21 protein-coding genes are annotated in these 22907 nt (G+C 69.4%); 12 read left to right on the forward strand and 9 right to left on the reverse strand.

Annotated elements, in window-relative coordinates; translation table 11 throughout:
* Positions 1 to 3 precede the first annotated feature (3 nt).
* Positions 4 to 1191, reverse strand: coding sequence for an acetyl-CoA C-acetyltransferase (locus ACFV9G_RS22595; protein WP_378730108.1), 1188 nt, complete (start codon positions 1189 to 1191; stop codon positions 4 to 6).
* Between the two features lie 141 nt (positions 1192 to 1332).
* Here ACFV9G_RS22595 and mce point away from each other — a divergent pair, with 141 nt between their 5' ends.
* The 4 genes from mce to ACFV9G_RS22615 all read left to right on the forward strand — a co-directional run bounded on the left by mce (position 1333) and on the right by ACFV9G_RS22615 (position 5949).
* Positions 1333 to 1794: a methylmalonyl-CoA epimerase gene (gene mce, locus ACFV9G_RS22600; protein ID WP_378730110.1), complete on the forward strand. Its 462-nt coding sequence runs from the start codon at positions 1333 to 1335 to the stop codon at positions 1792 to 1794.
* Between the two features lie 141 nt (positions 1795 to 1935).
* Positions 1936 to 3276, forward strand: a complete 1341-nt coding sequence (gene ccrA / locus ACFV9G_RS22605) for a crotonyl-CoA carboxylase/reductase (protein WP_378730112.1) — start codon at positions 1936 to 1938, stop codon at positions 3274 to 3276.
* Positions 3277 to 3595: 319 nt separating this feature from the next.
* Positions 3596 to 4756: a hypothetical protein gene (locus ACFV9G_RS22610; RefSeq protein ID WP_378730114.1), complete on the forward strand. Its 1161-nt coding sequence runs from the start codon at positions 3596 to 3598 to the stop codon at positions 4754 to 4756.
* A complete protein-coding gene (locus ACFV9G_RS22615) occupies positions 4753 to 5949 on the forward strand; it encodes an AI-2E family transporter (RefSeq protein ID WP_378730116.1) in 1197 nt (398 codons plus the stop codon). The genes ACFV9G_RS22610 and ACFV9G_RS22615 overlap by 4 nt, the downstream gene beginning before the upstream one ends.
* A gap of 55 nt (positions 5950 to 6004) precedes the next feature.
* Here the strand turns inward: ACFV9G_RS22615 and ACFV9G_RS22620 are convergent, their stop codons facing one another.
* Positions 6005 to 6967 carry a DMT family transporter gene (locus ACFV9G_RS22620; RefSeq protein WP_378730118.1) on the reverse strand — a complete coding sequence of 321 codons (963 nt, stop codon included), beginning with the start codon at positions 6965 to 6967 and terminating at the stop codon, positions 6005 to 6007.
* 38 nt (positions 6968 to 7005) lie between these two features.
* Here ACFV9G_RS22620 and ACFV9G_RS22625 point away from each other — a divergent pair, with 38 nt between their 5' ends.
* Positions 7006 to 7557 (forward strand): CGNR zinc finger domain-containing protein, encoded by a 552-nt coding sequence (locus ACFV9G_RS22625; RefSeq protein ID WP_378730120.1) that lies wholly within the window; start codon positions 7006 to 7008, stop codon positions 7555 to 7557.
* Here ACFV9G_RS22625 and ACFV9G_RS22630 read toward each other — a convergent pair.
* On the reverse strand, positions 7539 to 8825 hold the full coding sequence (locus ACFV9G_RS22630; RefSeq protein ID WP_378730122.1) for an SLC13 family permease: 1287 nt from the start codon (positions 8823 to 8825) through the stop codon (positions 7539 to 7541). The two genes, ACFV9G_RS22625 and ACFV9G_RS22630, sit on opposite strands and share 19 nt — an antisense overlap.
* Positions 8826 to 8926: 101 nt before the next feature.
* Here ACFV9G_RS22630 and ACFV9G_RS22635 point away from each other — a divergent pair, with 101 nt between their 5' ends.
* From ACFV9G_RS22635 to ACFV9G_RS22645, 3 genes are read left to right on the forward strand one after another with little or no spacing between them, the layout of a single operon-like run.
* On the forward strand, positions 8927 to 9874 hold the full coding sequence (locus tag ACFV9G_RS22635) for a sensor histidine kinase (RefSeq protein ID WP_378730124.1): 948 nt from the start codon (positions 8927 to 8929) through the stop codon (positions 9872 to 9874).
* Entirely contained in the window at positions 9871 to 10533 is a 663-nt protein-coding gene (locus ACFV9G_RS22640) for a response regulator transcription factor (protein ID WP_091047850.1), read from the forward strand. Before ACFV9G_RS22635 ends, ACFV9G_RS22640 begins: the two co-directional genes overlap by 4 nt.
* Positions 10534 to 10552: 19 nt before the next feature.
* A complete protein-coding gene (locus ACFV9G_RS22645; protein WP_378730126.1) occupies positions 10553 to 11929 on the forward strand; it encodes a pyridoxal phosphate-dependent decarboxylase family protein in 1377 nt (458 codons plus the stop codon).
* Here the strand turns inward: ACFV9G_RS22645 and ACFV9G_RS22650 are convergent.
* Positions 11853 to 13280, reverse strand: coding sequence for a serine hydrolase domain-containing protein (locus ACFV9G_RS22650; protein ID WP_378730128.1), 1428 nt, complete (start codon positions 13278 to 13280; stop codon positions 11853 to 11855). The genes ACFV9G_RS22645 and ACFV9G_RS22650 overlap by 77 nt on opposite strands.
* A gap of 44 nt (positions 13281 to 13324) precedes the next feature.
* Between ACFV9G_RS22650 and ACFV9G_RS22655 the strand changes: the two genes are divergently transcribed.
* Positions 13325 to 13954 (forward strand): TetR/AcrR family transcriptional regulator, encoded by a 630-nt coding sequence (locus ACFV9G_RS22655; protein WP_378730130.1) that lies wholly within the window; start codon positions 13325 to 13327, stop codon positions 13952 to 13954.
* A 1-nt stretch (position 13955) separates the two neighbouring features.
* On the opposite strand, the gene ACFV9G_RS22660 is transcribed toward ACFV9G_RS22655, so the two are convergent.
* The gene (locus ACFV9G_RS22660; protein ID WP_378730132.1) at positions 13956 to 15647 is read right to left on the reverse strand and encodes an FAD-dependent oxidoreductase; all 1692 of its coding nucleotides are present in this window, start codon (positions 15645 to 15647) and stop codon (positions 13956 to 13958) included.
* Between the two features lie 80 nt (positions 15648 to 15727).
* A complete protein-coding gene (locus tag ACFV9G_RS22665; protein WP_378730134.1) occupies positions 15728 to 16801 on the reverse strand; it encodes a pectin acetylesterase-family hydrolase in 1074 nt (357 codons plus the stop codon).
* Between the two features lie 114 nt (positions 16802 to 16915).
* Between ACFV9G_RS22665 and ACFV9G_RS22670 the strand changes: the two genes are divergently transcribed.
* Both ACFV9G_RS22670 and ACFV9G_RS22675 read left to right on the forward strand, forming a co-directional pair.
* Positions 16916 to 18085, forward strand: coding sequence for a sensor histidine kinase (locus ACFV9G_RS22670; RefSeq protein ID WP_378730136.1), 1170 nt, complete (start codon positions 16916 to 16918; stop codon positions 18083 to 18085).
* The gene (locus tag ACFV9G_RS22675) at positions 18082 to 18741 is read left to right on the forward strand and encodes a response regulator (RefSeq protein ID WP_378730138.1); all 660 of its coding nucleotides are present in this window, start codon (positions 18082 to 18084) and stop codon (positions 18739 to 18741) included. Before ACFV9G_RS22670 ends, ACFV9G_RS22675 begins: the two co-directional genes overlap by 4 nt.
* On the opposite strand, the gene ACFV9G_RS22680 is transcribed toward ACFV9G_RS22675, so the two are convergent.
* The 3 genes from ACFV9G_RS22680 to ACFV9G_RS22690 form a co-directional block, all read right to left on the reverse strand.
* Positions 18738 to 19535 carry an alpha/beta fold hydrolase gene (locus ACFV9G_RS22680; RefSeq protein ID WP_378730140.1) on the reverse strand — a complete coding sequence of 266 codons (798 nt, stop codon included), beginning with the start codon at positions 19533 to 19535 and terminating at the stop codon, positions 18738 to 18740. The two genes, ACFV9G_RS22675 and ACFV9G_RS22680, sit on opposite strands and share 4 nt — an antisense overlap.
* A gap of 17 nt (positions 19536 to 19552) precedes the next feature.
* Positions 19553 to 20341 carry a hypothetical protein gene (locus ACFV9G_RS22685; protein ID WP_378730142.1) on the reverse strand — a complete coding sequence of 263 codons (789 nt, stop codon included), beginning with the start codon at positions 20339 to 20341 and terminating at the stop codon, positions 19553 to 19555.
* Positions 20342 to 20474: 133 nt separating this feature from the next.
* Complete coding sequence (locus ACFV9G_RS22690; protein WP_378730144.1) at positions 20475 to 22253, reverse strand: 3-hydroxyacyl-CoA dehydrogenase family protein; 1779 nt, start codon at positions 22251 to 22253, stop codon at positions 20475 to 20477.
* A 61-nt stretch (positions 22254 to 22314) separates the two neighbouring features.
* On the opposite strand from ACFV9G_RS22690, the gene ACFV9G_RS22695 reads away from it, so the two are divergent.
* Entirely contained in the window at positions 22315 to 22821 is a 507-nt protein-coding gene (locus tag ACFV9G_RS22695) for a polyketide cyclase (RefSeq protein WP_378730146.1), read from the forward strand.
* Positions 22822 to 22907 lie beyond the last annotated feature (86 nt).

Below are 22907 nucleotides of genomic sequence, written 5' to 3' on the forward strand. Positions count from 1 at the left end.
GGCTCAGGCCTTGGGCACACGCACGATCAGGGCGTCGCCCTGACCGCCACCGCCACACAGCGCGGCGGCACCGGTGCCACCGCCACGACGCTTGAGCTCGTGGGCGAGGTGGAGCACGACTCGCGTACCGGACATGCCGACGGGGTGGCCGAGGGCGATCGCGCCGCCGTTGACGTTGACGATCTCGGGGTCGAGGCCGAGCTTCTTGGTGGACTCGATGCCGACGGCGGCGAACGCCTCGTTGAACTCGACGAGGTCGAGGTCCGCGGCGGTGATGCCCTCCTTCTCGAGGGCCTTGGCGGTGGCGTTGGCCGGCTGCAGCTGCAACGAGGAGTCGGGGCCGGCGACCATGCCGTGCGCGCCGATCTCCGCCAGCCACTCCAGACCCAGGGACTCGGCCTTCTCCTTCGACATGACCACGACGGCGGCAGCACCGTCGGAGATCTGCGAGGCGGACCCGGCGGTGATGGTGCCCTCCTTGGCGAACGCTGGGCGGAGCTTGCCGAGCGACTCGGCGGTGGTGTCGCCGCGTACGCCCTCATCGGTGCTGACCACGACCGGGTCACCCTTGCGCTGCGGGATCGACACCGGGACGATCTCGTCGTCGAAGACGCCGTTCTTCTGGGCCGCGGCGGCGCGCTGGTGCGAGGTGGCCGCGAAGGCGTCCTGCTCCTCGCGAGTGAGCTTCACGCCCTCGGCGTTGACCTGCTCGGTGAGCCCGCCCATCGCCTGCTTGGTGAGCTGGTCGTAGAGCGCGTCGTAGGCCATCGAGTCGACCAGCGTGGTGTCCCCGTACTTGAAGCCCTCACGCGACTTCGGCAGCAGGTGCGGCGCGTTGGTCATCGACTCCATGCCACCCGCGACGACGACCTCGGCCTCGCCGGCCCGGATCAGCTGGTCGGCCATCGCGATGGTGTTGAGGCCGGAGAGGCAGACCTTGTTGATGGTGAGCGAAGGCACGCTCATCGGCAGCCCGCCGGCGACGCCGGCCGCGCGCGCCGGGTTCTGGCCGGCACCGGCCTGGATGACCTGGCCCATGATCAGGTAGTCGACCTGCTCCGGCGAGACGCCCGCCTTCTCCAGGGCGCCCTTGATGGCGATGCCGCCCAGATCGGCCGCGGACAGGCTCTTGAGCCCGCCGAGCAGGCGGCCGATCGGCGTACGCGCCCCGGCGACGATGACGTTGGACATGGGTCCTCCAAATGTTGGTGGTGCTGATCTGCTCCGAGGTTACTAATTAGTAACCTCAGTTGGAAGAGTGTTGAGCGCAGCCCGGTGTGGCTGTCATCACACATTGTGCCCGTTGGCCATGACCTCAAGGAGAGTAGGCCCATGACATCCACTGCGAACACTGCTGGGATCCCACCGCACCTGTTCACCCAGATCGACCACGTCGGTCTCGCCGTCGCCGATCTGGACGCGGCGATCGACTTCTACGAGACGACCTTCGGCATGAAGCTCGCCCACCGCGAGACCAACGAGGAGCAGGGCGTCGAGGAGGCGATGATCGCGATCGGCGACTCCGACAACAAGCTCCAGCTGCTCGCCCCGCTCAACGAGAACAGCACCATCGCCAAGTTTCTCGACCGCAACGGCCCCGGCATGCAGCAGCTCGCCTACCGGGTCACCGACGTGGAGCAGGTCTCCGCGATCCTCCGGGAGCGCGGCGTACGTCTTCTCTACGACGCGCCGCGACGCGGCACCGCCGACTCGCGGATCAACTTCATCCACCCCAAGGACGCCGGCGGCGTCCTGGTCGAGCTCGTCGAGCCGGCCGCGAACCCCGCCCACTGAGCTCACCTCACCGAGCCCACCACGGCACGTGAACGATCCAAGAGTCATGTGTCACATCAGGCTGGCAATAACGGTTACTCACCAGTAATGTCCAGCGAACTAGAGTCAACCGCGACCCCTACGACGACGCAGGAGCCGACCATGCAACACATCCTCGACGCGATCCTTGCCGGCGATACGCCCGGCGAGGAGTTTGCGAACCTCGAGATCCCCGACCACTACCGTGCCGCCACCGTCCACAAGGACGAGGTCGACATGTTCGAGGGCGTCGCGACCAAGGAGAAGGACCCGCGCAAGTCCCTCCACGTCGAGGACGTCGCCCTGCCCGAGCTCGGTCCGGGCGAGGCCTTCGTGGCCGTGATGGCCAGCGCCATCAACTACAACACCGTGTGGACCTCGATCTTCGAGCCGGTCTCCACCTTCGGGTTCCTGGAGCGCTACGGCAAGGAGTCCGAGCTCGGCGCGCGCCACAACCTCGACTACCACGTCGTCGGCTCCGACCTGTCCGGTGTCGTGCTGGCCGTGGGCGCGGGCGTGACCAAGTGGAAGCCGGGCGACCGGGTCGTCGCCCACTGCCTCTCGGTCGAGCTCGAGGCTCCCGACGGCCACAACGACACGATGATGGACCCCTCCCAGCGCATCTGGGGCTTCGAGACCAACTTCGGCGGTCTCGCCGACGTGGCGATGGTCAAGGCCAACCAGCTGATGCCGAAGCCGGAGCACCTCACCTGGGAGGAGGCCGCCTCCCCCGGCCTGGTCAACTGCACCGCCTACCGCCAGCTCGTCTCCGCCAACGGCGGCAACATGAAGCAGGGCGACAACGTCCTGATCTGGGGCGCGTCGGGTGGCCTCGGCGGCTTCGCGACGCAGTACGCCCTCAACGGCGGCGCCAACCCGGTCTGCGTGGTCTCCAACGAGGAGAAGGCCAAGATCGTGCGCAACATGGGCGCCGAGATGGTGATCAACCGCTCCGAGATGGACTTCAAGTTCTGGAACGAGGAGGGCACCAAGCAGAACCCGAAGGAGTGGCTGCGCCTGGGCAAGGCCATCCGCGAGCTCACCGGCGGCGAGGACATCGACATCGTCTTCGAGCACCCGGGCCGCGAGACCTTCGGCGCCTCGGTGTTCGTGACCCGCAAGGGCGGCACCATCACCACCTGCGCGTCGACCTCGGGCTACATGCACGAGTACGACAACCGCTACCTGTGGATGAACCTGAAGAGGATCATCTCCAGCCACTTCGCCAACTACCGCGAGTCGTGGGAGGCCAACCGCCTCATCGCGCAGGGCAAGATCCACCCGACCCTCTCGCGCACCTACACCCTCGAGGACGTCGGTCAGGCCTCGCTCGACGTGCACCACAACAAGCACCAGGGCAAGGTCGGCGTGCTCTGCCTCTCGCCGGAGGAGGGCCTCGGTGTCCTCGACGAGGAGAAGCGCGCGGCCCACATCGACAAGATCAACCTCTTCCGCGGAATCTGAGACGTCGGGCCCGGGTAAATAGCCCATTTGAGACTGGATTCACGGCCGGTCTCCCCTTGCGCGAGGGGTGACCGGCCGTAGTCTTGCCCTTTGGGAGCAGAGGGCAAGACACAAACCCCCCTAAAGTGTGAGGAATCCGCCACAAATGACGAATGAGGGACTATCCATCTTCAACGAGGCTTCCGAGCCTCGGAAGAAGCCTGACCAGGACGCGACGGAGACGCAGGTTCTCCCTCGGGTTCCTGGCGCTTCCGGATCGCCCAGCTCCGGCCACAACTCGGCTCCACCGGCTCCAGGCTCACTCCCAGCCTTCCCGGTCGTGCGGCGTGGCGGATACGACCCCGGCACGGTGAACGCGCGGGTGCAGCAGCTTCTCCAGGCCAACGGCCAGGGACAGTCGGCGCTGCGCAACGCTCAGCGACGCATCGCCGAGCTCGAGCGCAAGGTCACCGACCTCAAGGCCGCTGCCACCCAGGGCAACGAAGCCCCGTCCTACGCCTCGCTGGGTGGTCGCGCGAGCGCGATGCTCCGGCTGGCCGAGGAGGAGGCCGCTGCGGTCAAGGAGTCTGCCGAGAAGGAGGCCGCGGTCATCCGCGAGGCCGCCCAGCGTGAGGCTGCCGCGACCAAGGCGTCCGCCCAGCGCGACATCGAGGCGCTGCGTACGACGCACTACAAGGAGATCGACGATCACCGCGAGAAGGTGACCTCGGAGGTCCAGCAGGCCCGCAAGATGGTGCAGGCCGAGAGCGACGAGCTGCTCGCCGCCGCCAAGCGCGAGGCCGACCAGATCAAGCTCGCCGTGCAGCAGGACGTCACCCAGCTGCGCACCTCGACCCAGCGTGAGGTCGAGAAGGCCCGCGCCGGTGCGGACCGCGAGGTCCAGGAGGCCCGGCGGATGCTCGCCGTCGAGCGCGAGCGTCTCGCCCGCGAGGCAGCCGACCACCACGACCAGGCGATGGCCGAGACCGCTCGGATCGTGACCGAGGGCGAGACCCGCGCCGCGGACGCCGAGGAGCGGGCCCGGATCGCCGCCCAGCACGTCGCCGACCAGCGCGCCGAGCTGGCCAAGGAGTCCGAGGGCATCGTCGCTCGCGCCCGCCGCGACGCGGAGGCGATCCTGTCCAAGGCTCGTGCCGAGGCCGACCACCTCGCTTCCACCGCGACGGTCGAGGCCGAGAAGGGCCACGCGATCATCAAGGCCGAGGTCGACCGCCTCACCAAGCGTCGCGACGCGATCGCCGCCCAGCTCTCCTCGCTCACCGACCTGGTCTCCGGGTTCGGCAAGACCGAGGACCCGGCCGAGCTGGAGGCGCCGAAGCCGATCACCGAGGACGAGGACATCGTCGACGGTGAGCTCGTGGTCGACGAGAGCGTCACCCTGGTCGGCTCCGACGACCTCGACGACGACTACGACGACTACGACGAGCCTTCGGACAAGACCGCGATTCGCGAGCCCGAGACTGCGACCGAGAGCCGGTGAGCGCCGCCGCTGCCGACCGTCCTGCCGACGGTCCTGAGACGACGTCTGCCCAGACCGACTCCAGCGACGACGCGACGGTCGACAGCGAGGCCGCGATCGACCTCGAGGAGCCGGAGGAGGAGAGCGATCGGGACAAGCGGTTCGGTAAGCCCGGACCGCCGTTCGACCGGAAGTCGCCCTATCTGTTCGGGCTGCTCCTGGGCCTCGGCCTGCTGACGGCCTACGCAGCGGGCAACCTCCTCACCACGATGGGGAGCGTGATCCTCCAGGTGGTGGTCTCGCTCTTCATCGCCGCCGGGATCAACCCGATGGTGGTGTTCCTGCAGAGGCGTGGCTTCTCGCGGCCGTGGGCGGTCCTGAGCGTCATCCTCGGCGTGCTGGGCGCCCTCACGCTCTTCTTCGTGGCGCTCGTGCCGGTGATCAGCGACCAGGTCGCCAAGATCTCGGCCAACGTGCCGGACTGGATCGACGAGCTCCAGCGCAACCAGCGCATCCAGCAGTTCAACGAGGACTACCAGATCCTCGACAAGGTGCAGGACTACGTCGCCAGCGGCGACTTCGTCAGCAGCGCCTTCGGTGGGGCGCTCGGCGTGGGCCTGGCGGTGATCAACGTGCTCGTCACGGGCTTCATCGTCATCGTCTTGACGCTCTACTTCATCGCCGCCTACGACCAGACGAAGAACGCCATCTACCGCCTCGCCCCGGCCTCGCGCCGCGAGCGGTTCGGCAAGCTCGGTGACCGGGTCTTCGACGGTATCGGGGGCTACGTCTCCGGGGCGTTCATCGTCGCACTGTGCGCCGGCCTGTCCACCCTGGTGCTGCTCTTCGTCATCGGGATGGGCGAATACGCTGTCGCCCTGGCCTTCGTCGTCATGATCACCGACGTGATCCCGATGATCGGGGCCACCATCGGCGCGATCATCGTCTGCGCGATCACCTTCGCGACGACCGACCTGAAGACGGGTCTCATCGCGGTGATCTTCTACATCGCCTACCAGCAGTTCGAGAACTATGTCGTCTATCCGCGGGTCATGTCCCGCTCGGTCGACATCCCCGGCGTCGTCACGGTGATCGCGGCCCTCGTCGGTGCCTCGCTCCTCGGTGTCGTCGGCGCCCTGCTGGCGATCCCGACGGCGGCCGCCGTCCTGATGCTGGTCCGCGAGGTCTACGTCAGGGCCCAGGACGAACGCTAGCCCCGACCACCTGTGAAGCGCCGCACGCAGCCGATGCGTGCGGCGCTTCGCGCTGTCAGGAGTCGGTCGTCGACTGCTCTCCCTGCTGGACGGCGATGATGCCGGCCAGCACGACGAGTCCGCCGATGAGCTGAATGAGGCCGGGGGCCTCGCCGAGCAGCAGCCAGGCGACGACGACGGCCGAGACGACCTCGAGGAGCCCCACGAAGGAGGAGAGCCGCGACCCGAGGGTGCGGGTGGCCGCGATGCCGGTGGCGTACGCGACCGAGCAGGTCAGCACGCCGAGACCGATCAGCGGCCCCCACCATGGCATCTCCAGTCCCGCCAGGACCACCGGCGAGGTCTCCATCTCGAACGGGATGGCCCCGACCAGGCAGAGCACCGCGAGCAGGGCCGTGGCGCCGGTCAGGCCGAGCCAGGCCAGCGCGAGCGGCGGCAGCGTGGTGCTGGAGTGGGCGTTGAGCACGTAGTAGCCGGCCAGTCCGACGGCGGCCGCGGAGCCCCACAGGACGCCGAGCGGGTGCACGTTCGCGCCGCTGACCAGGTCGAGGACCAGCACGAGCCCGGCGATCGCGACGAGCGCGCCCACCATCGTCAGCCGCGAGGGCCGCTCGCCGTGCCGCAGCCACATCCAGGCGACGACGAGCACGACGCCCATGTATTCCAGCAGCAGCGCCGGCCCGACTGCCATCCACTGCACCGCCGAGAAGAACGCGAACTGCGGCACCACGATCGCCAGCAGTGCGTACGCCACCACGACCCGCCAGCTCGCGGCGACACCCCGCCACCGGCCGGCGAGCGCGCGCAGCGCGAAGGGTGCCAGCACGACGGCGCCGATGCCGACACGGAAGACGAGCACCCCGCCGGTGGACCAGCCGGTGTCGAAGAGGCCGCGCCCCAGCGGCCCGGAGAGGCTGAACGTGACCGCCGAGACGACTGCCATCAGCAGTCCGGCAGCCACCAGCGGCGTCTTCTGCGTGCTCTGCGGCACCGCCTCGTCATTGGTCAACGTCGTCATGGCACATGACAATCCCACCGGCGCGGTAATGTGTCAACATGGTTTTCACCCATGACACGGACGTAAGCCTCCAGGCCGCCGCCGCGCTGGCGAACACCCTGGCCATCTCCCCCGGCTCGGTCGATGAGCTGGCGACCGTCGCCGCCCTCGACGCGTTCTTCGCGGCGTACGACTTCACGGGGCGGCACGACCGCGACCGCGCCGAGCTCGACGAGGTCCGCGCCCTTCGCATCCGGGTGCGCGAACTGCTCACCGCCGAGCGCGACGAGGCCGTGAGGCTGGCCAACGAGCTGCTCGCTGAGCACAGCGCCACCCCGCAGCTGGTCCGCCACACGACGTACGACTGGCACATCCATGCGACCGAGCCCGACGCGCCGCTCGCCACCCGGATCGCCGTCGAGACCGCGATGGCGATGGTCGACGTCATCCGCGCCGACGAGCTGTCCCGGCTCTCGATCTGCGACGACGAGGGTTGTGCGGGCGTGGTCGTCGATCTCTCCCGCAACCGCTCCAAGCGCTACTGCTCGGCCACCTGCACCAACCGCAACGCCGTTGCCGCCTATCGGGAGCGTCAGGCGAGCACGAAGTAGCGGAGGGCTACGTAGACCCAGGCCACGGCGAGCGTCACGATCGTCACCACGATGCCGTACCTGGTGAACTTCCAGAAGCTGATCGGGTGGCCGGCCTTGGCGGCGAGCCCGAGCACCACCACGTTGGCGCCGGCGGCGACGGCGGTCGTGTTGCCACCGAGGTCGGCGCCGAAGACGAGGGCCCACCACAGCGGGCTGTCGGCGCCCGAGGACGGCGTCGAGGCGACCATCTCCTCCACGATCGGCACCATCGCCGCGGTGTAGGGGATGTTGTCGACGAAGCCGCCCACGACGGCCGAGCCGATCATCAGTCCGGTCACCCCGGCGAGCTCGTTGTCGCCCATCAGGTCAGCGGCGTACGACCCGAGGGAGCCGATCACACCGACCTCGACCAGGCCGCCGACCAGCACGAACAGCGCCATGAAGAAGGCCAGCGTCGACCACTCGACCTCCTCCAGGAACGCCTCGGTCCGGGTCTGGGAGACGACCACCATCGCGCCGGCGCCGAGCATCGCGACCATCGACGGGTCCAGGTGGAGCTCGGTGTGCAGGCCGAAGGCGAGCATCACCAGGGCCAGTACGGCCAGGCAACGGTAGAGCAGCCCACGGTCGTGGATCGCCGAGGCGGGCGGCTCGATCAGGCCGTCCAGGTCGACCCGGCCACGGAACTCACGCCGGAAGAGCACCCGGACCAACCCGATCAGCACGACCAGCAGGATCAGGCACAGCGGCAGGGAGTGGATCAGGAAGTCGTCGAAGGTCAGGTTGGCCCGGCTGGCCACGATGATGTTGGGCGGGTCGGCGATCAGGGTCGAGGTGCCGCCGACGTTGGCGGCCAGGATGAGTGAGATCAGGTAGGGCATCGGGCGCAGGCCCAGCCGCTCGCAGACCGACAGGGTCACCGGCGTGACGAGCAGCACGGTGGTCACGTTGTCGAGGATCGGCGAGAGCGCCGCGGTGACCAGGATCAGCAGCGTCGCCAGCCGCGCCGGACGGCCGCCGGAGTGCTTGACCGCCCACAACGCGAGGAACTCGAACAGGCCCGTCTGTTTGAGGACACCGACGATCACCATCATCCCGAAGAGCAGGAAGATGACGTCCCAGTCGACTCCGGTCTGATGACTGAAGAAGGCCGACTCGGCGTTGATGATGCCGAGCGCGACCATCGCGGCGACGCCACCCAGGGCGGCGGCGACGCGGTGGACGCGCTCGGTGGCGATGAGGCCGTAGGTGACGATGAAAACGGCCACCGCTGCGTACACGATCATGCGTTGAGCTCCATGCCATCGACTCTCCGTGACAGCACTCCGGATCCGAATGGGTGCTGCCACCCATAAGTCCAGGCCAGAGGACATGTCAGGCTTGCTGCATGAGCCATCTACCCCTCTACTGGAGGGTCTGCCTGACGAACGGGACGGTGTTCTGCGTCGGCACCCTGGTCCTGGCGCTGTCCCCGGCCCGGGTCTCGGAGCGCGTCCTGGCCTCGGAGGCGGTGATCCTGGCGGTCGGGCTGGCCGCGATGGCGACCCTCAACGCGCTCCTGCTGCTACGCAGCCTGGCGCCGATCGACCGGGTGATCCGCACGATGGACTCGGTGGACCACCTCTCCCCCGACCAGCGCCTGACGACGGAGGGCAAGGGCGCGGGCGCACGTCTGGTGGCGAGCTACAACGCGATGCTCGAGCGGCTGGAGACCGAGCGGAGCACCAGCAACGCCAAGGCGCTGGCCGCGCAGGAGGCGGAGCGGCACAGGATCGCCCAGGAGCTCCACGACGAGGTGGGTCAGTCGCTCACCGTCGTGCTCCTGGGGCTCAAGGGGCTGGAGCGACAGGTGCCGGAGGAGGTACGCCCCGAGCTCGCCGCCGTGCGCGAGTCCGCGCGCACCGGCATCGACGACGTACGCCGCGTGGCCCGGCAGCTGCGGCCGGGCGTGCTCGAGGACCTCGGTCTGCACGCCGCCCTGGCCTCGCTGGCCACCGATGTCGGCGCGCTGGGCCGCACGACCGTACGCCGCACCACCGGCCGCGGGCTTCCCGAGCTGCCCCAGGACCGCGAGCTGGTGATCTACCGGGTCGCCCAGGAGGCGCTCACCAACGTCGTACGCCACGCCCACGCCGCCACCGCCGAGCTCTCCTTGTGCAAGGTCGGCGACAAGGTCGTCCTCACCGTCTCCGACGACGGCCGTGGCAGCGCCGCCCTGGTGGCCGGTGCCGGGATCAGCGGCATGCGGGAGCGGGCCCTGCTCGTCGGTGCCGACCTGAGCGTGACCAGCACGCCCGGCCGCGGCACCACCGTCCGTCTGGAGGTACCGCTGTGACTCCCACGCCCGCAAAGATCCGGATCCTGCTGGCCGACGACCACACCCTCGTCCGCCGCGGAGTCCGCCTCATCCTCGACGCCGAGCCGGACCTCGAGGTGGTCGCCGAGGCGGCCGACGGGGCCGAGGCCGTCGCCGCGCTGCGCGACGTCGAGGTCGATCTGGTGATCCTCGACGTCGCCATGCCCCGGATGACCGGGCTGCAGGCCGCGCGCACGATCGCCCGGATGCGTACGCCTCCGAAGATGCTGATGCTCTCGATGCACGACAACGAGCAGTACTTCTTCGAGGCGCTCAAGGTCGGTGCCAGCGGGTACGTCCTCAAGTCGGTCGCCGACGAGGACCTGGTCAAGGCGTGCCGCACCGCGATGAGCGGTCAGGCCTTCGTCTATCCGGGCGCGATGAGCGCGCTGGTCCGCGACTACCTCGACCGGCTCAACCGCGGCGAGAGCCTGCCACGCACGGTGCTGACCGAGCGCGAGGACGAGGTGCTCAAGCTCATCGCCGAGGGCCACTCGACCCGCGAGATCGCCCGGGAGCTGACGATCTCCTACAAGACCGTCGAGCGGCACCGCGAGAACATCCTCGCCAAGCTGGGACTCCGCGATCGCACTCAGGTGACCCGCTACGCCATCCGAGCGGGCCTCATCGAGCCCTGAGATGTCCTACGGTCGAAGGATGGACCCACGGCTCGACACGGACCTCGCCGGGATGCCCGATCTCCTCGGCGCGGTCCAGGACTACGCACACGACATCATCGCCGGACTCGACGACCGGCCGGTGACCTCGCCTGCCCGGCCGCCCTCCTCCGAGCGGCTTCCCACGCGGGGCGCCGGCGGTGCCGCCGCGCTCCGTCACTTCGGATCCCGTTGGGCGCCGGGGTTCTCGGCCAGCGCCGGCCCCCGCTATCTGGGCTTCGTCACCGGCGGGGCGACTCCGGCCGCGGTCGCCGGCGACTGGCTGACCTCGGTCTTCGACCAGAACACCATCACCGTCCAGGACTCCGCGGCGAGCGCCCTGGAGCGGGAGACGGTGCGCTGGATCCGGGAGCTGCTGGACCTCCCCGACGACGTCAGCGGAGCGTTCGTCACCGGCGCGACGATGTCGAACCTCACCGGCCTGGCCCTGGCCCGTGAGTGGGTGGGCGACCGGCTCGGGGTGTCGGTCTCGGCCCAGGGCGTCGCGGCGCTCGGCCCCGTCGCCGTGCTCTCGGGTGCCGCCCACTCCACCATCTCCAAGGCGCTGTCGGTGCTCGGTCTGGGCCGGGACAGCCTCCGCCCGGTCGCGCTCCTCCCGGGCCGCGAGGCGGTCGACATCGACGCGTTGCGAACCGCGCTGCGGGAGCAGGACGGCCGGCCGGCGATCGTCGTGGCCAATGCCGGCACCGTGAACACCGGCGACTTCGACGACCTGGGCGCCATCGCCGACCTTCGCGACGAGTTCCCGTTCTGGCTCCACGTCGACGGCGCCTTCGGGGCGTTCGCGGCGCTCTCCCCGTCCAGCGCTCACCTCGCCGAGGGTCTCTCCCGCGCCGACTCGGTCTGCGTCGACCTGCACAAGTGGCTCAACGTGCCCTACGACTCGGGCATCCAGCTCACCCGCCACCAGGACCTGCAGGCCCGGGTCTTCAGCAACGCCTCCGCCTACATCGGGTTTCCCGACGCCGAACCCGACTTCGTCCATCTGACCCCGGAGAGCTCACGACGCCTGCGCGCCCTGCCGGCGTGGTTCACCCTGTACGCCTACGGCCGCGACGGACACCGCGAGATCGTCGAGCGGACCATCGCCCTCGCCCGCCGAGTCGGACGGCAGCTGGCGGAGATCGACGGTGTCGAGCTGCTCGCCCCGGTCCGGCTCAACATCGTGTGCGTGAAGGTCCCCGGCGACCCGGCCGACCTCGCCCGCCGTATCGCGGAGACCGGCGTGACCTTCGTGACCCCCACGGTCCACCGGGACGCTCCCGCGCTGCGCCTGGCATTCAGCAACTGGCGTACGTCCGAGGCGGATGCTGACCGGATCGTCGAGGTGTTCCGGCGGGTCCTGTCGGACGGATAGCCCACGAGGCGGCCGCGAGCAGGAACGTCAGGCTGCCTGCCACGACTGCGATGGCGAGGTCGGGCAGCCAGGTGATCGCGAAGCCGAGCGTCACGCCCAACAGACGTGGCAGCAGCGCCAGGCCCACCGCGGCCGACCCGGCCGCCGCTGCGAACGCCCACCTGAGCCGCGACGAGATCGGGTGGCGGCGCGCGACCAGCATGAGCACCAGGCCGACCGGGAGGAGGCCGCTCAGGAGCCAGGGCGCCGCTGACAGCAACGGGTCACCCGCCCTGACCGTCGCGGACCTGCCGCCCATGATCTCGTCGATGTCCGCGGCCGCCGCGCTCAGACTCGGTGCGCGCTTCTCCGCGTAGGAGTTGGCCAGAACGACAACCGCCCGGTCCTCGCCGGGGATCAGGGAGACGTGGGCGAAATAGCCGGGGGTGGCACCGGTGTGGTGGACGCGGCGGCGATCATCACCATCGATGCTCCAGCCGTAGCCATAACCCCGTCCCGGCCCGGTGACCTCCTGAATGCTCCACGCCTCGCCCGCGAGGTCGCGCGGCAGCACCTGACCCGCGAGCTGCGCGCGGGCGTACGTCACCAGGTCGTCGAGCGTCGAGACCACATACCCGTAGGGCGCACCGGACTCGTCGAACCCGGGATCGTAGGCACGTGTCCACGCCCACCAGTGGCGGTGGCCTGCGGCGAGCGTCGAGGCACCGTCCGCGTCCGCGGCCGTGCGGGTCATCCCGAGCGGCTCGAAGAGGTCCTCTCGCGCGAGGGCCGCGAACGAGCTGCCCGTGACCTCCTCGACCAGAGCCCCCAGGACGAGGTAGTCGGCGCTGTTGTAGGCGTACTCCCCCGGCGTGCCGTGATGCTCGAGGTCGCCGGCGGCCCGGCGCAGCGCCCCCGGCTCGTTGTCGAACCGCTCCGAGACGGCGAGCCCGTCACCGGCGGTGTAGCCGGCCGTATGGGTGAGCAGCTGACGTACGGTCATCGTCGGCGCGTCCAGCCAGGTCAGATACCGGTTCACCGGATCGTCGAGCCGGATCCGGCCGTCCTCGACCAGACCGAGCACCAGCGCGCTGGTGAAGGTCTTGGCGACCGAACCCACCAGGAACGGGGTCACGGGCGAGACCGGGTCCCCGTCGCCGTCCTCGCCCGAGAGATATGTCCGCACCTTGTCACCGTCGACGACAGCGACCGCCGCGCCTGGCACGCCGTTGGCTTCGCGCCATTCCTCGACGTACGCCTCGACGGCGGCGTCCGGATCCGCCGGCTCCTCCGCCGAGGACGGCGGGGCCGTCACGACGATCGCCACCACGGAGGCGGCGACTGCACTTGTCAGAAGTCGAGAGATGTCCATGTCGGCGACAATAACCGTACGACCATATTGTTATCATCTGATTTGTGCCCAGAACCGCAGACCACGACGGCCGACGTGCCCAGATCACCACCGGCGTACGCGAGCTCGCCCTCCTCTCGGGGCTCGGCTCCGTGACTGTCGCCGGAACCGCCAAGGCCGCGGGCGTCTCCGTCGGGCTGGTGCAGCATTACTACGACTCCAAGGAGTCTCTGCTCGCGGACACCCTGAGCCGTCTGCTGAGCGACATCGAAGTTCGCGTCGATGCGGCCATCACCCGGGCCGAACGCGCCCACGCCCGCATCGAGCACATGCTGGGTGCGGGGTTGCTGGAGCTGCTTCCGCTGAGCCCCGCCCACCGGGACGAGACCTATCTGAGGCACGCCTTCGCCGGGCTCGCCCTCGACAATCCGACGCTCGCCGAGCACCAGCGAGCCTTCGACCGGCGTTTCCGCGACCGGATCACCCAGGCGGTGAGGAACGGGATGGAGTGCGGAGAGGTCATCCCCGACACCGACAGCCTGCTCGAGGGAGAGGCGGCGTTCGCGCTGACCCAGGGGCTCGCCGCACGTCTGCTCCTCGACGGGCACGACGGCGCCAGGAACCGCGCGAAGGCTGCCATCGCCGCCCGGATGGCCAGCGTGTTCGTCGGCCCGTGCGCGAGGGAGTCCCAGTAGCTCAGGCGCCGAACTCCCGGGCGCGCAGCCGCGCCAGGTGGGCGTGCACCAGCGGCAGCACCGACGCCCCCTCGCCGCTCGCGGAGGCGACCCGCTTCATGGACCCGGCGCGTACGTCACCGACGGCGAAGACGCCCGGCACCGTCGTCTCCAGACTCGCGGGCGGGTTCCCGTCGACCCACGCCTCGCGAGGTACGTCGCGGCCGGTCAGGACGAACCCGTTCTCGTCGAGCGCCACGCCCTCCGCCAGCCACGAGCAGTCGGGTTCCGCTCCGAGCAGGCAGAACAGGCCGTCGGCGGACGTCTTGGTGTCCTCTCCGGTGTCCAGGTTCTCCAGCTGCAGCCACTCCAGCCGGCCGTCGCCACCACCGTCGGCGACGACGGTGCGGGGCTGAACCCGAATGTTCGACGTCGCGTCGATCTCACGCGTCAGATAGGCCGACATGGTCTCCGCGAGGTCGTGTCGCCGGACCAGGATCGTCACCGTGCTCGCGAACTTGGCGAGGTGGATGGCCGCCTGCCCGGCCGAGTTGCCCCCACCGATCACGAAGACGTCACGGCCCTGCATCTCGCGCGCCATCGACGTCGCGGCGCCGTAGTAGACGCCCGCACCCACCAGGTCGTCCACGGCGGGCACCCCGAGCCGCCGATAGGTCACGCCCATGGCGAGGACGACCGTGCGGGCGCAGAACTGCGCGCCGCGTACGTGCACGTGCTGGTGCTCGGGCTCGTGGGCGGGGCCGGGTTCGATCCCGGTCGCCGGCCGTCCGGTGAAGAAGCGCGCGCCGAACCGGCTTGCCTGGATGCGGGATCGCTGGGCGAGGCGCATGCCCGAGATGCCGCGCGGGAAGCCGAGGTAGTTGCGGATCATCGAGCTCGACCCTGCCTGGCCGCCGATCGCGTCGCGCTCCACGACGACCGTCGCCAAGCCCTCCGACGCGGCGTAGACGGCCGCCGCGAGGCCCGCGGGACCACCGCCCACGATGGCCACGTCGGCGATCACCCCCTCGGGGATCTCGTCGAACCCGCCGTAGATGGCCTCGGCGGCCGTCGCCGCCGTCGCCCCGGAGACCACGCGACCCGTGAAGGTGCGGACCAGGGGCAGCCGTGCCCCCGGGCCCGCCTCCTCGATGAGCTCCTGGGCCTCGTCGTCGCTCGGCTCGAGGGCGCGATGCGGGAAGCCCATGCGGTCCAGCAGGTCGCGGACCGCCGCCGCGGCGCGGTCGCCGGGCTCGGCCACGACGTCGGTCACGGTCACCAGGGGCCTGCCCACCGACCAGCCCCACTCCGAGAGCAGCTCGATCAGCGCGGTGTGGAACTCCTCGTCCCGCGGGCCGCGCGGGATGAGCACGTAGGTGTCCATCTCCCGCTCCAGCGCCGCGGCACGCAGGGCTTCGAGTGCACCGGAGAAGTCCTCCCACGAGACCAGCGCGACACGGCGCGCCGTCGCCACGACGGCCGGCACCTGGCGCAGGAACTCGATCGAGGTGCCCTCGTCGAGCACATGCTCGGCGGCGACCATCGCGATCTGCGCACCCTCGGCCACCAGTCCGCGTGTCCTGTCGAGCCCCGCGGCGAATCCCAGGACCGACTCGATCCGGTAGTCACGGTCGTACCGTGCCCGGAACTCCTGCTCGATGACGGCGGCGTGCTCGCCGCCGACCAGCACGATGACCGGCTTGTCACGCTCCATGCCGCACAGCGTAGACGCGGCGGTGTCTCAGTCGCCAAGGAACTGGCGCAGGGACTCAGGAGCGCGCCTCGGGTCAGCATCTACGGATCACACCGGTCACAGCGGACATCGTCGGGCGGATCGTCGTCGTCGATCAGCTCCTCGATCCAGTCGACCAGCCGGACGCCCTCGACCTCGGTGTCGTAGAAGGCGTTCTCGAAGTCGAAGATCCCGTGGTCGTCTCCCGGGGCGGTGTAGCTGTGCAACGCCACCCCGGCAGCTTCGATCGCCGTCTCGTTGCGATCGATCTCGGCAAGCAGATCCGGCGGATCACCGTCCATCCACTGGGTCACCTCCACAGCGGCGTGCGGATCGTAGGCGAAGTCGAACCTGGCCATCACGAGGTCGGGATCCCGCAGGCCTGCCTGGGTCCAGAACCGAGGGACACCCCAGTCCTGGGCAGCGAGCCCGTCGACCGCCCACTCAGGGGCGGCGTCGTACGCCCCCCAGGTCTCGTCGAGGATCTTGGTGTTGAACTCAGGGTGGTCGGGCCATGCCCCGGACTGGCCGCCGAGCACGGTGACCTGGGCATCGGGAAGGCGGTCGGCGACGAGGGCGCCGTAGAGCGGGGCCGCGACCGAACCCGCGGTCTTGCCTACGACGACGACCTCTTCAGCGTCCGGGTAGTGCTCGGCGAGGTAGTCGAGAGCCGCAGTGCCGTTGACATAGCCGTGATGCTCGACGGTCAGCGTCGGCGAGTACTTCTGGGAGGCGTTACCCAGGTGGGCATCACCGGTGCAGGAGCTCACGTAGAGGTACGAATACTCGGCGAACGGGTTGTCGCCCCGAGTGGTGTCGAACATCCCGCTCCGATTCTCCGGATTCGTACCCTCGAGGTTCCAGTCGTAGAAGTCGCTCTCGCCAGGAATCTCGGTGCTGGTGAAGGCGCAGGTCTCGGCATCCCAGCAGACGCCGCCGCCGTTGAGGAAGAGCACGACCTTGGCCGGGTCGGCCCGCCGTTCCCAGAAGGCGAACTGGCTGCCGTCGGCGCAGTGACAATCACCTGCCGGGACGACCCGTTTCCAGACCATCGCGGTGCGAGGGGTCCATGGCAGGCTGCAGCCGGACACCACGAGAGCAAGAGCGGCCAGCAACAGCAGTGGCATCTTCGTCATGACCCAGAGGTTGCCCGCCGGTGGGACCGACGCGCGCCTGTCTGTGGTCATGGTCCGATCCCTCACCTCAGACAGGTGTGAGGCGGCTGCGCCCGCCCTAGGATGGCGCCTGCTATGAAGACTCGTGCGGCGGCCCTGAGCGGACTGTTGCGCAGCTCGAGCGTCCAGGACGCGGGCTTGGCTGCGCTGCTGCTGGTCGGTACGTGGGTGGGTGGCGGCAACGCGACTCCGGCAGTCGGAGTCTGCCTCGTCGCCGTCGCGGTACGTCGCAGATGGCCGATCCCAGCCCTGGTCGCAGCGTCGCTCGCGTCGGTGGCGCAGATGGCCCTGGGCACGGGACCGGTGGCAGCCGACCTCGCCGTACCGATCATCCTGTACACCATCGCCGCTCACCGTCCGATCAAGGTGTCACTCACTCTGCTCGTGACCGTCCTGGCCGCAGCGACGGCATGGTCGACGTACGTCAGCACGGACGGCAAGACCGACGGCGCGACACCTGCCGTCGGCGGACGGACCATGCAGTCCAGCGACACCCTCGAGATGTTCGGGCCCACCGCCTGGGGAGGGGTCTTCCTCCTCGGTTCCGTACTGGTGCTCGCCTGGGCGATCGGGTGGGGGATGCAGGGTCGGCGCGCGTACCTCGATCAGCGCGCCGCGCTGGCTGTCGCCGCCGAACGGGCCCGGATCACCCGCGAGGTCCATGACGTCGTCGCGCACGGTCTGGCCGTCATCGTGATGCAGGCGCAAGGCGGCGCTGCTGCGTTCACCAAGCGGCCCGCAGACACGCTGGCTGCCCTGGACACGATCGTGTCGACCGGGAGGGCCTCGCTCGCGGATCTGCGGCACGTGCTGTCGGCGCCCGACGAGACCGACGGCTCCCTGGGGCCAGTGGTCGGCCTGGCCCAGTTGCCCAGCCTCGTCGACCAGGTCCGGCAGGCGGGCACCCCGGTCCAGCTGCGGATCAATGGATCGCCGCAGCCTGTGCCCGCCGGCATCGACGTCTCGTCGTACCGGATCGTTCAGGAGGCGCTGACCAACACCATGAAGCACGCAGGGGCCGACGCGTCCGCACGGGTCGAGGTGACGTATGCAGCCGACGCGATGACCCTCGAGGTCACCGACGACGGCTCCGGCGGCTCGCACTCCGGCGGGACCGGCAACGGGCTGAGAGGGATGCGCGAGCGCGTCTCGCTGCTGGGTGGCGACCTCGACGCAGGCCCGGGGCAGGACGGCGGCTATGTCGTCCGAGCCCGCATCCCCCTCGCCCCGGGGGCAGCCGGATGATCCGGGTGCTTCTGGTCGACGATCAGGCGCTGCTCCGTGCCGGCCTGCGGATGATCATCGAGAACACCGACGACATGGAGGTCGTCGGCGAGGCCGGGAGCGGGACCAGCGCTGCCGCCACAGCGGTCGAGGCGGTGCCCGACGTCATCCTGATGGACATCAGGATGCCCGAGGTCGACGGGCTGGAAGCGACCCGACGCATCCGCGCGTCGCTTCCCGACGGGCCGCGCATCCTGGTCCTCACCACGTTCGATCTCGACGAGTACGTCTACGCCGCACTGCGAGCCGGAGCCAGTGGATTCCTGCTCAAGGACACGCTCGCCGCCGACCTGCTCTCCGCGATCCGTGTGGTGGCGCAAGGCGACGCGATCGTCGCTCCTTCCATCACCCGGCGTCTCATCGAGCGCCATATCGGCACGGTCGGCGACCCGCTGCCTCGCTCCGAGACCGAGCTTCGCGTCCTCACCGAGCGGGAGCGTGAGGTGCTCGAGCTGATCGCTCGGGGGCTGTCCAATGCAGAGATCGCCGGCCGGCTCTTCCTCACCGAGGGGACCGTGAAGGGTCACGTCAGCCACATCCTCGCCAAGCTCGGTCTGCGAGACCGGGTCCAGGCTGTGATCCGGGCCTACGAGTGCGGTCTGGTCCGCGCCGGCTAGGGCAGGTCGCCGAGGAACTGGCGCAGGGCCGCGAGGAAGGTCTCCGGCTTCTCGGAATGGACCCAGTGTCCGGCGCCCTTGACGGTCACCTTGCGGTAGCGCGGGAACCACTCCTTCATCGCCGGCGCGTAGTCGTCGGTGACGTAGTTCGACAGCTCGCCGGCCACCCACAGCACGGGTCCGTCGTAGGGCTCGTACGCCTTCAGCTCCTCGGTCGGCCAGGCGCCGATGCGGTCGAGGTCGCGGCCGAGGACGTCCAGGTTCATCGCCCAGCGCCAGCCGTCCCCGTCGCGGCGCAGGTTCTGCAGCAGGAAGCCGCGGACCGTCGGGTCGGGGACCGCCTCCTGCATCCCGGCATCGGCCTCCTCGCGGCGGGTGATGCGGTCCAGGTCGAGGCCCTGCATGGCGTCGACGTACGTCTTGAAGCCGCCGACGCGCTCGTAGACGACCGGGGACATGTCGGCCACGACGAGCTTCGCCACCAGCTCCGGGCGGGTGATCGCGAGCAGCATCGCGACCTTGCCGCCCATCGAGTGGCCGACCACGGTCGCGGGGTCGTCGGCCCCGTCATCAGCGGAGAGCAGCTCGGCGACCGCCGCGGTCACCTCGAGGTAGTCGAAGCTGTCAGGCTGCGGGGAGCGGCCGTGGTGAGGCAGGTCGACGAGCGTGACCCGATGCTTGTCGGCCAGCTGCTTGCCGAGCGTGTTCCAGTTGCGTCCCTGTCCGAAGAGTCCGTGCAGGAAGACGACACGACTTCCGGCCTCGCCGAGCTCGAGCGTATGAAGTGGTGGCACCGGGGAAGCGTACGCCGCTAGAAATCGAAGCCGTCGAACATGTCGCCGATGCCGTCGCCGATCCCGCCGAACATGTCCCCCATGCCCTCGCCGATGCCGCCGATCGCATCGCCCATGCCCTCGCCGATCTCACCAAAGGCGTCGAAGCCGCCGAAGGCGCTGAACATCAGCCCGGCGAACATCCAGTCCATCGGCGAGAAGGCGCCGAAGTAGCCGGCGGCGTAGGGACGGTAGGCCGGACCACCCTGCCAGTAGGGAACGCGCTCGTTGCCGACCATCACCTTGCGGGTGTCGGGCTCAGCGCCCGCCTTGACCCGCTCGGCGTCGAGCGCACAGGCAGGTACGTCACGGGTGGTGCCACCCGGCGGCGCCCAGGCCACGTCCTCGGTCGACAGTCCGTGGCGGGGGTCGAAGAAGCACGGCGGGCGACGCTTCGGCAGCGGCTCGCCGGCGACCCGCGCCTCGACGCACGCGATCGCATAGCGGCCGTCCTCGACGATCGTGGTGATCTTCTTGACGTCGTCGGGCTCGGTCATCTTGTCAACGGTGCGTTTGGCCGTCTCGTATTCGTCCAGCGCGCGCTGGTAGTCGGCGTTGGCGCCCTCGTCGAGCTCCTTGCCGGCCATGTCCAGGTCGAGCTTCTGCAGCTCTTCACCGAAGGCGGTCACGTCCTCGAAGGCGAGCTGCTTGACCGGTTCGAGATCGGCGCGCTGCTTTTCGAGCGCTCGCGCCTGCGAGCGCCTGCTGGTCACCACCACGGTCCCGATCACCGCGACGACGATGAGGAGTGCGATCAGAAGTCCCACGTCACCCAGCGTACTGCTGGGGTGGTCGGGGGTGATCCTTCATCAAGGGATGCAGACGAAAGCACACATCCCGTGCGGAACTCCGCACGGGATGTGTGCCTCGAGCTGCATACCTTGCGACAGGTTCAGGGCATCAGCTGTAGTCGCGGAACCCCTTGCCCGTCTTGCGACCGAGGTAGCCCGCGGTGACCAGGTGCTCCAGCAGCGGCGCGGGCGCGAAGCCCGGCTCGCGGAACTCGAGGTAGAGCTCCTTCTCGATCGCGAGCGAGACGTCGTTTCCGACCACGTCGAGGAGCTCGAAGGGGCCCATCGGCAGCGCACAGCCGAGCTTCATCGCGGTGTCGATGTCGTCGGCGGTCGCGTAGTGCCCCTCGAGCATCTTGACCGCGTCGTTGAGGTAGGGGAACAGCAGCGCGTTGACGATGAAACCGGCCCGGTCCCCGCACGAGACCGGCGACTTGCCGACCGTCGAGCAGAGGGCCCGGACGGTCTCGGAGACCTCCTCGGACGTGGTCACCGTGGAGACGACCTCGACCAGCTTCATCACCGGCGCCGGGTTGAAGAAGTGCATCCCGACGACGTCGGACGGCCGCTTGGTCACCTTCGCCAGCTCGATGACCGGCAGGCTCGAGGTCGTGGTCGCCAGGATCGCGCCCTGCTTGCAGATGTCGTCGAGGTTCTCGAAGAGCGTGGTCTTGATGGCCAGGTCCTCGGCGATGGCCTCCACGACGATGTCGACGTCGGCGAGGTCGTCCAGCGAGGTCGTGCCGGTCAGCCGGCCGAGGATCTCCGGCTTCGCCGACTCCTCCAGCTTGCCGCGTCCGATCGCCTTGTCGAGGCTCTTGGTGATCCGCGCCGCGACGCCGTCCACCTTGTCCTGGCTCCGGCCCACGTACGTCACGTCGTAGCCGCCCTTGGCGAAGACCTCGACGATCCCCGACGCCATCGTCCCCGTGCCGACGACGCCGACCTTGGTGATCTGACGGCGCAGCTCGTGGGTCGCGTCGGCGCTCGGGGTCAAGGCGTCCGGCACCACGACGGGTGAGTCGGCGGCCTCGTAGGTGTAGAAGCCTCGGCCCGACTTCCGCCCGAGCATCCCGGCGGTGACCATCTGCTTGAGGATCGGCGCGGGGGCGTGCAGCCGGTCGCGACCCTGGCGGTACATCGTGTCGAGGATCTCGTAGGAGGTGTCCAGCCCGATCAGGTCCAGCAGCGCCAGCGGCCCCATCGGGTAGCCGCAGCCCAGCCGCATCGCGGTGTCGATGTCCTCGCGGGTGGCGTAGTGACCCTCGAACATCGAGACCGCGTGGTTCAGGTAGCCGAAGAGCAGCGCGTTCGCGATGAAGCCGGCCCGGTCACCGCACACCACCGGCGACTTGCCGAGCTTGCCGACGACCTCGCGAGCGTTCTCGAGCACCTCGGGCTCGGTCACCACGGTGCGTACGATCTCGACGAACTTCTGCACCGGCGCGGGGTTGAAGAAGTGCACGCCGACGACGCGGCCCGGGTGCTTGGACGCGGTCGAGATCTCGGTCACCGACAGCGAGGAGGTGTTGGTGGCCAGGATCGTCTCGGGGGCCACGATCTCGTCGAGGGTGGCGAGGATCGACTTCTTCAGCTCCAGCGACTCCACGACCGCCTCGACGACCATGTCGACGTCCTTGAGCGCCGTCGCGTCGGTGGCGAAGGAGATCCGGCCGAGCAGGGCCTCCTGCTCCTCCTCGCTGAGCTTGCCGCGCTTGACCGCGCGGCCCGTCGAGTGCGCCAGGTGGGCCTTGCCGCGCTCGAGGCCCTCCTCGTCCCGCTCGACCCCGACCACGGTGAAACCGTTGCGGGCGAACACCTCCGCGATCCCGGCACCCATGGTGCCCAGGCCGACGACTCCGACTGTCTCGATCGTGCGCTCACTCATGCCGAGCATCCTGCCACGGTGTGATGCCAGGCACGCCAGGACGCCGCTAGATTCAGGCCCCGTGACCGACCAGACCCAGACCGCGGAGCCCCTCGGGGCCGAACGCATCGACGCCGAGCGGATCATCCCCGCCTCCCCCACCGACATCTTCGCCGTTCTCACCGACCCCGACGGCCACGTCGCCATCGACGCCTCCGGCATGCTCCAGTCCGCCGAGGGATCGCGGGTGGGTGCGGTCGACGACCGGTTCGTCGTGCACATGGACCGCGAGGCCCTCGGCGACTACCCGATGGGCAGGTACGACGTCACCGTGATCATCACCGGCTTCGAGCCCGACCGGTCGATCGAGTGGACCATCGACGGCACCATCAAGCCCCCGATCGGCCACCGCTTCGGCTACCAGCTCGAGCAGCTCGACTCCGGCGACACCCGCGTCACCTCGTACTGCGACTGGTCCACCGCCCTCCCCGAGTGGAAGCCGATCTTCCCGGTCATCGACCAGAAGTCCATCCGGGCCACCCTGGGAGTCCTGGAACGAGCCGTACGCCGCGGCTACCCCAAACCCTGAGCCGAGGCGTCACCCCGGTCGGCGGGGGGGGGCACCCCGGCCCGCATGGCCGCACCCGGGCGAGGGGGGAAGTTTGGGGGGCGCGG

Source organism: Nocardioides sp. NPDC059952, from assembly GCF_042730435.1.
In the GTDB taxonomy this organism is placed as follows: Bacteria; Actinomycetota; Actinomycetes; order Propionibacteriales; family Nocardioidaceae; genus Nocardioides.

Excerpts from the sequence above, each read along its gene's own strand:
- ACFV9G_RS22595 (WP_378730108.1), bottom strand. The coding sequence starts at position 1,191 with ATGTCCAACGTCATCGTCGCCGGGGCGCGTACGCCGATCGGCCGCCTG.
- ACFV9G_RS22660 (WP_378730132.1), bottom strand. The coding sequence starts at position 15,647 with ATGGAGCGTGACAAGCCGGTCATCGTGCTGGTCGGCGGCGAGCACGCC.
- mce (WP_378730110.1), top strand. The coding sequence starts at position 1,333 with ATGACATCCACTGCGAACACTGCTGGGATCCCACCGCACCTGTTCACC.
- ACFV9G_RS22630 (WP_378730122.1), bottom strand. The coding sequence starts at position 8,825 with ATGATCGTGTACGCAGCGGTGGCCGTTTTCATCGTCACCTACGGCCTC.
- ACFV9G_RS22690 (WP_378730144.1), bottom strand. The coding sequence starts at position 22,253 with ATGAGTGAGCGCACGATCGAGACAGTCGGAGTCGTCGGCCTGGGCACC.
- ACFV9G_RS22625 (WP_378730120.1), top strand. The coding sequence starts at position 7,006 with ATGGTTTTCACCCATGACACGGACGTAAGCCTCCAGGCCGCCGCCGCG.
- ACFV9G_RS22670 (WP_378730136.1), top strand. The coding sequence starts at position 16,916 with ATGAAGACTCGTGCGGCGGCCCTGAGCGGACTGTTGCGCAGCTCGAGC.
- ACFV9G_RS22620 (WP_378730118.1), bottom strand. The coding sequence starts at position 6,967 with ATGACGACGTTGACCAATGACGAGGCGGTGCCGCAGAGCACGCAGAAG.
- ccrA (WP_378730112.1), top strand. The coding sequence starts at position 1,936 with ATGCAACACATCCTCGACGCGATCCTTGCCGGCGATACGCCCGGCGAG.
- ACFV9G_RS22650 (WP_378730128.1), bottom strand. The coding sequence starts at position 13,280 with ATGGACATCTCTCGACTTCTGACAAGTGCAGTCGCCGCCTCCGTGGTG.
- ACFV9G_RS22675 (WP_378730138.1), top strand. The coding sequence starts at position 18,082 with ATGATCCGGGTGCTTCTGGTCGACGATCAGGCGCTGCTCCGTGCCGGC.
- ACFV9G_RS22645 (WP_378730126.1), top strand. The coding sequence starts at position 10,553 with ATGGACCCACGGCTCGACACGGACCTCGCCGGGATGCCCGATCTCCTC.
- ACFV9G_RS22635 (WP_378730124.1), top strand. The coding sequence starts at position 8,927 with ATGAGCCATCTACCCCTCTACTGGAGGGTCTGCCTGACGAACGGGACG.
- ACFV9G_RS22665 (WP_378730134.1), bottom strand. The coding sequence starts at position 16,801 with ATGACGAAGATGCCACTGCTGTTGCTGGCCGCTCTTGCTCTCGTGGTG.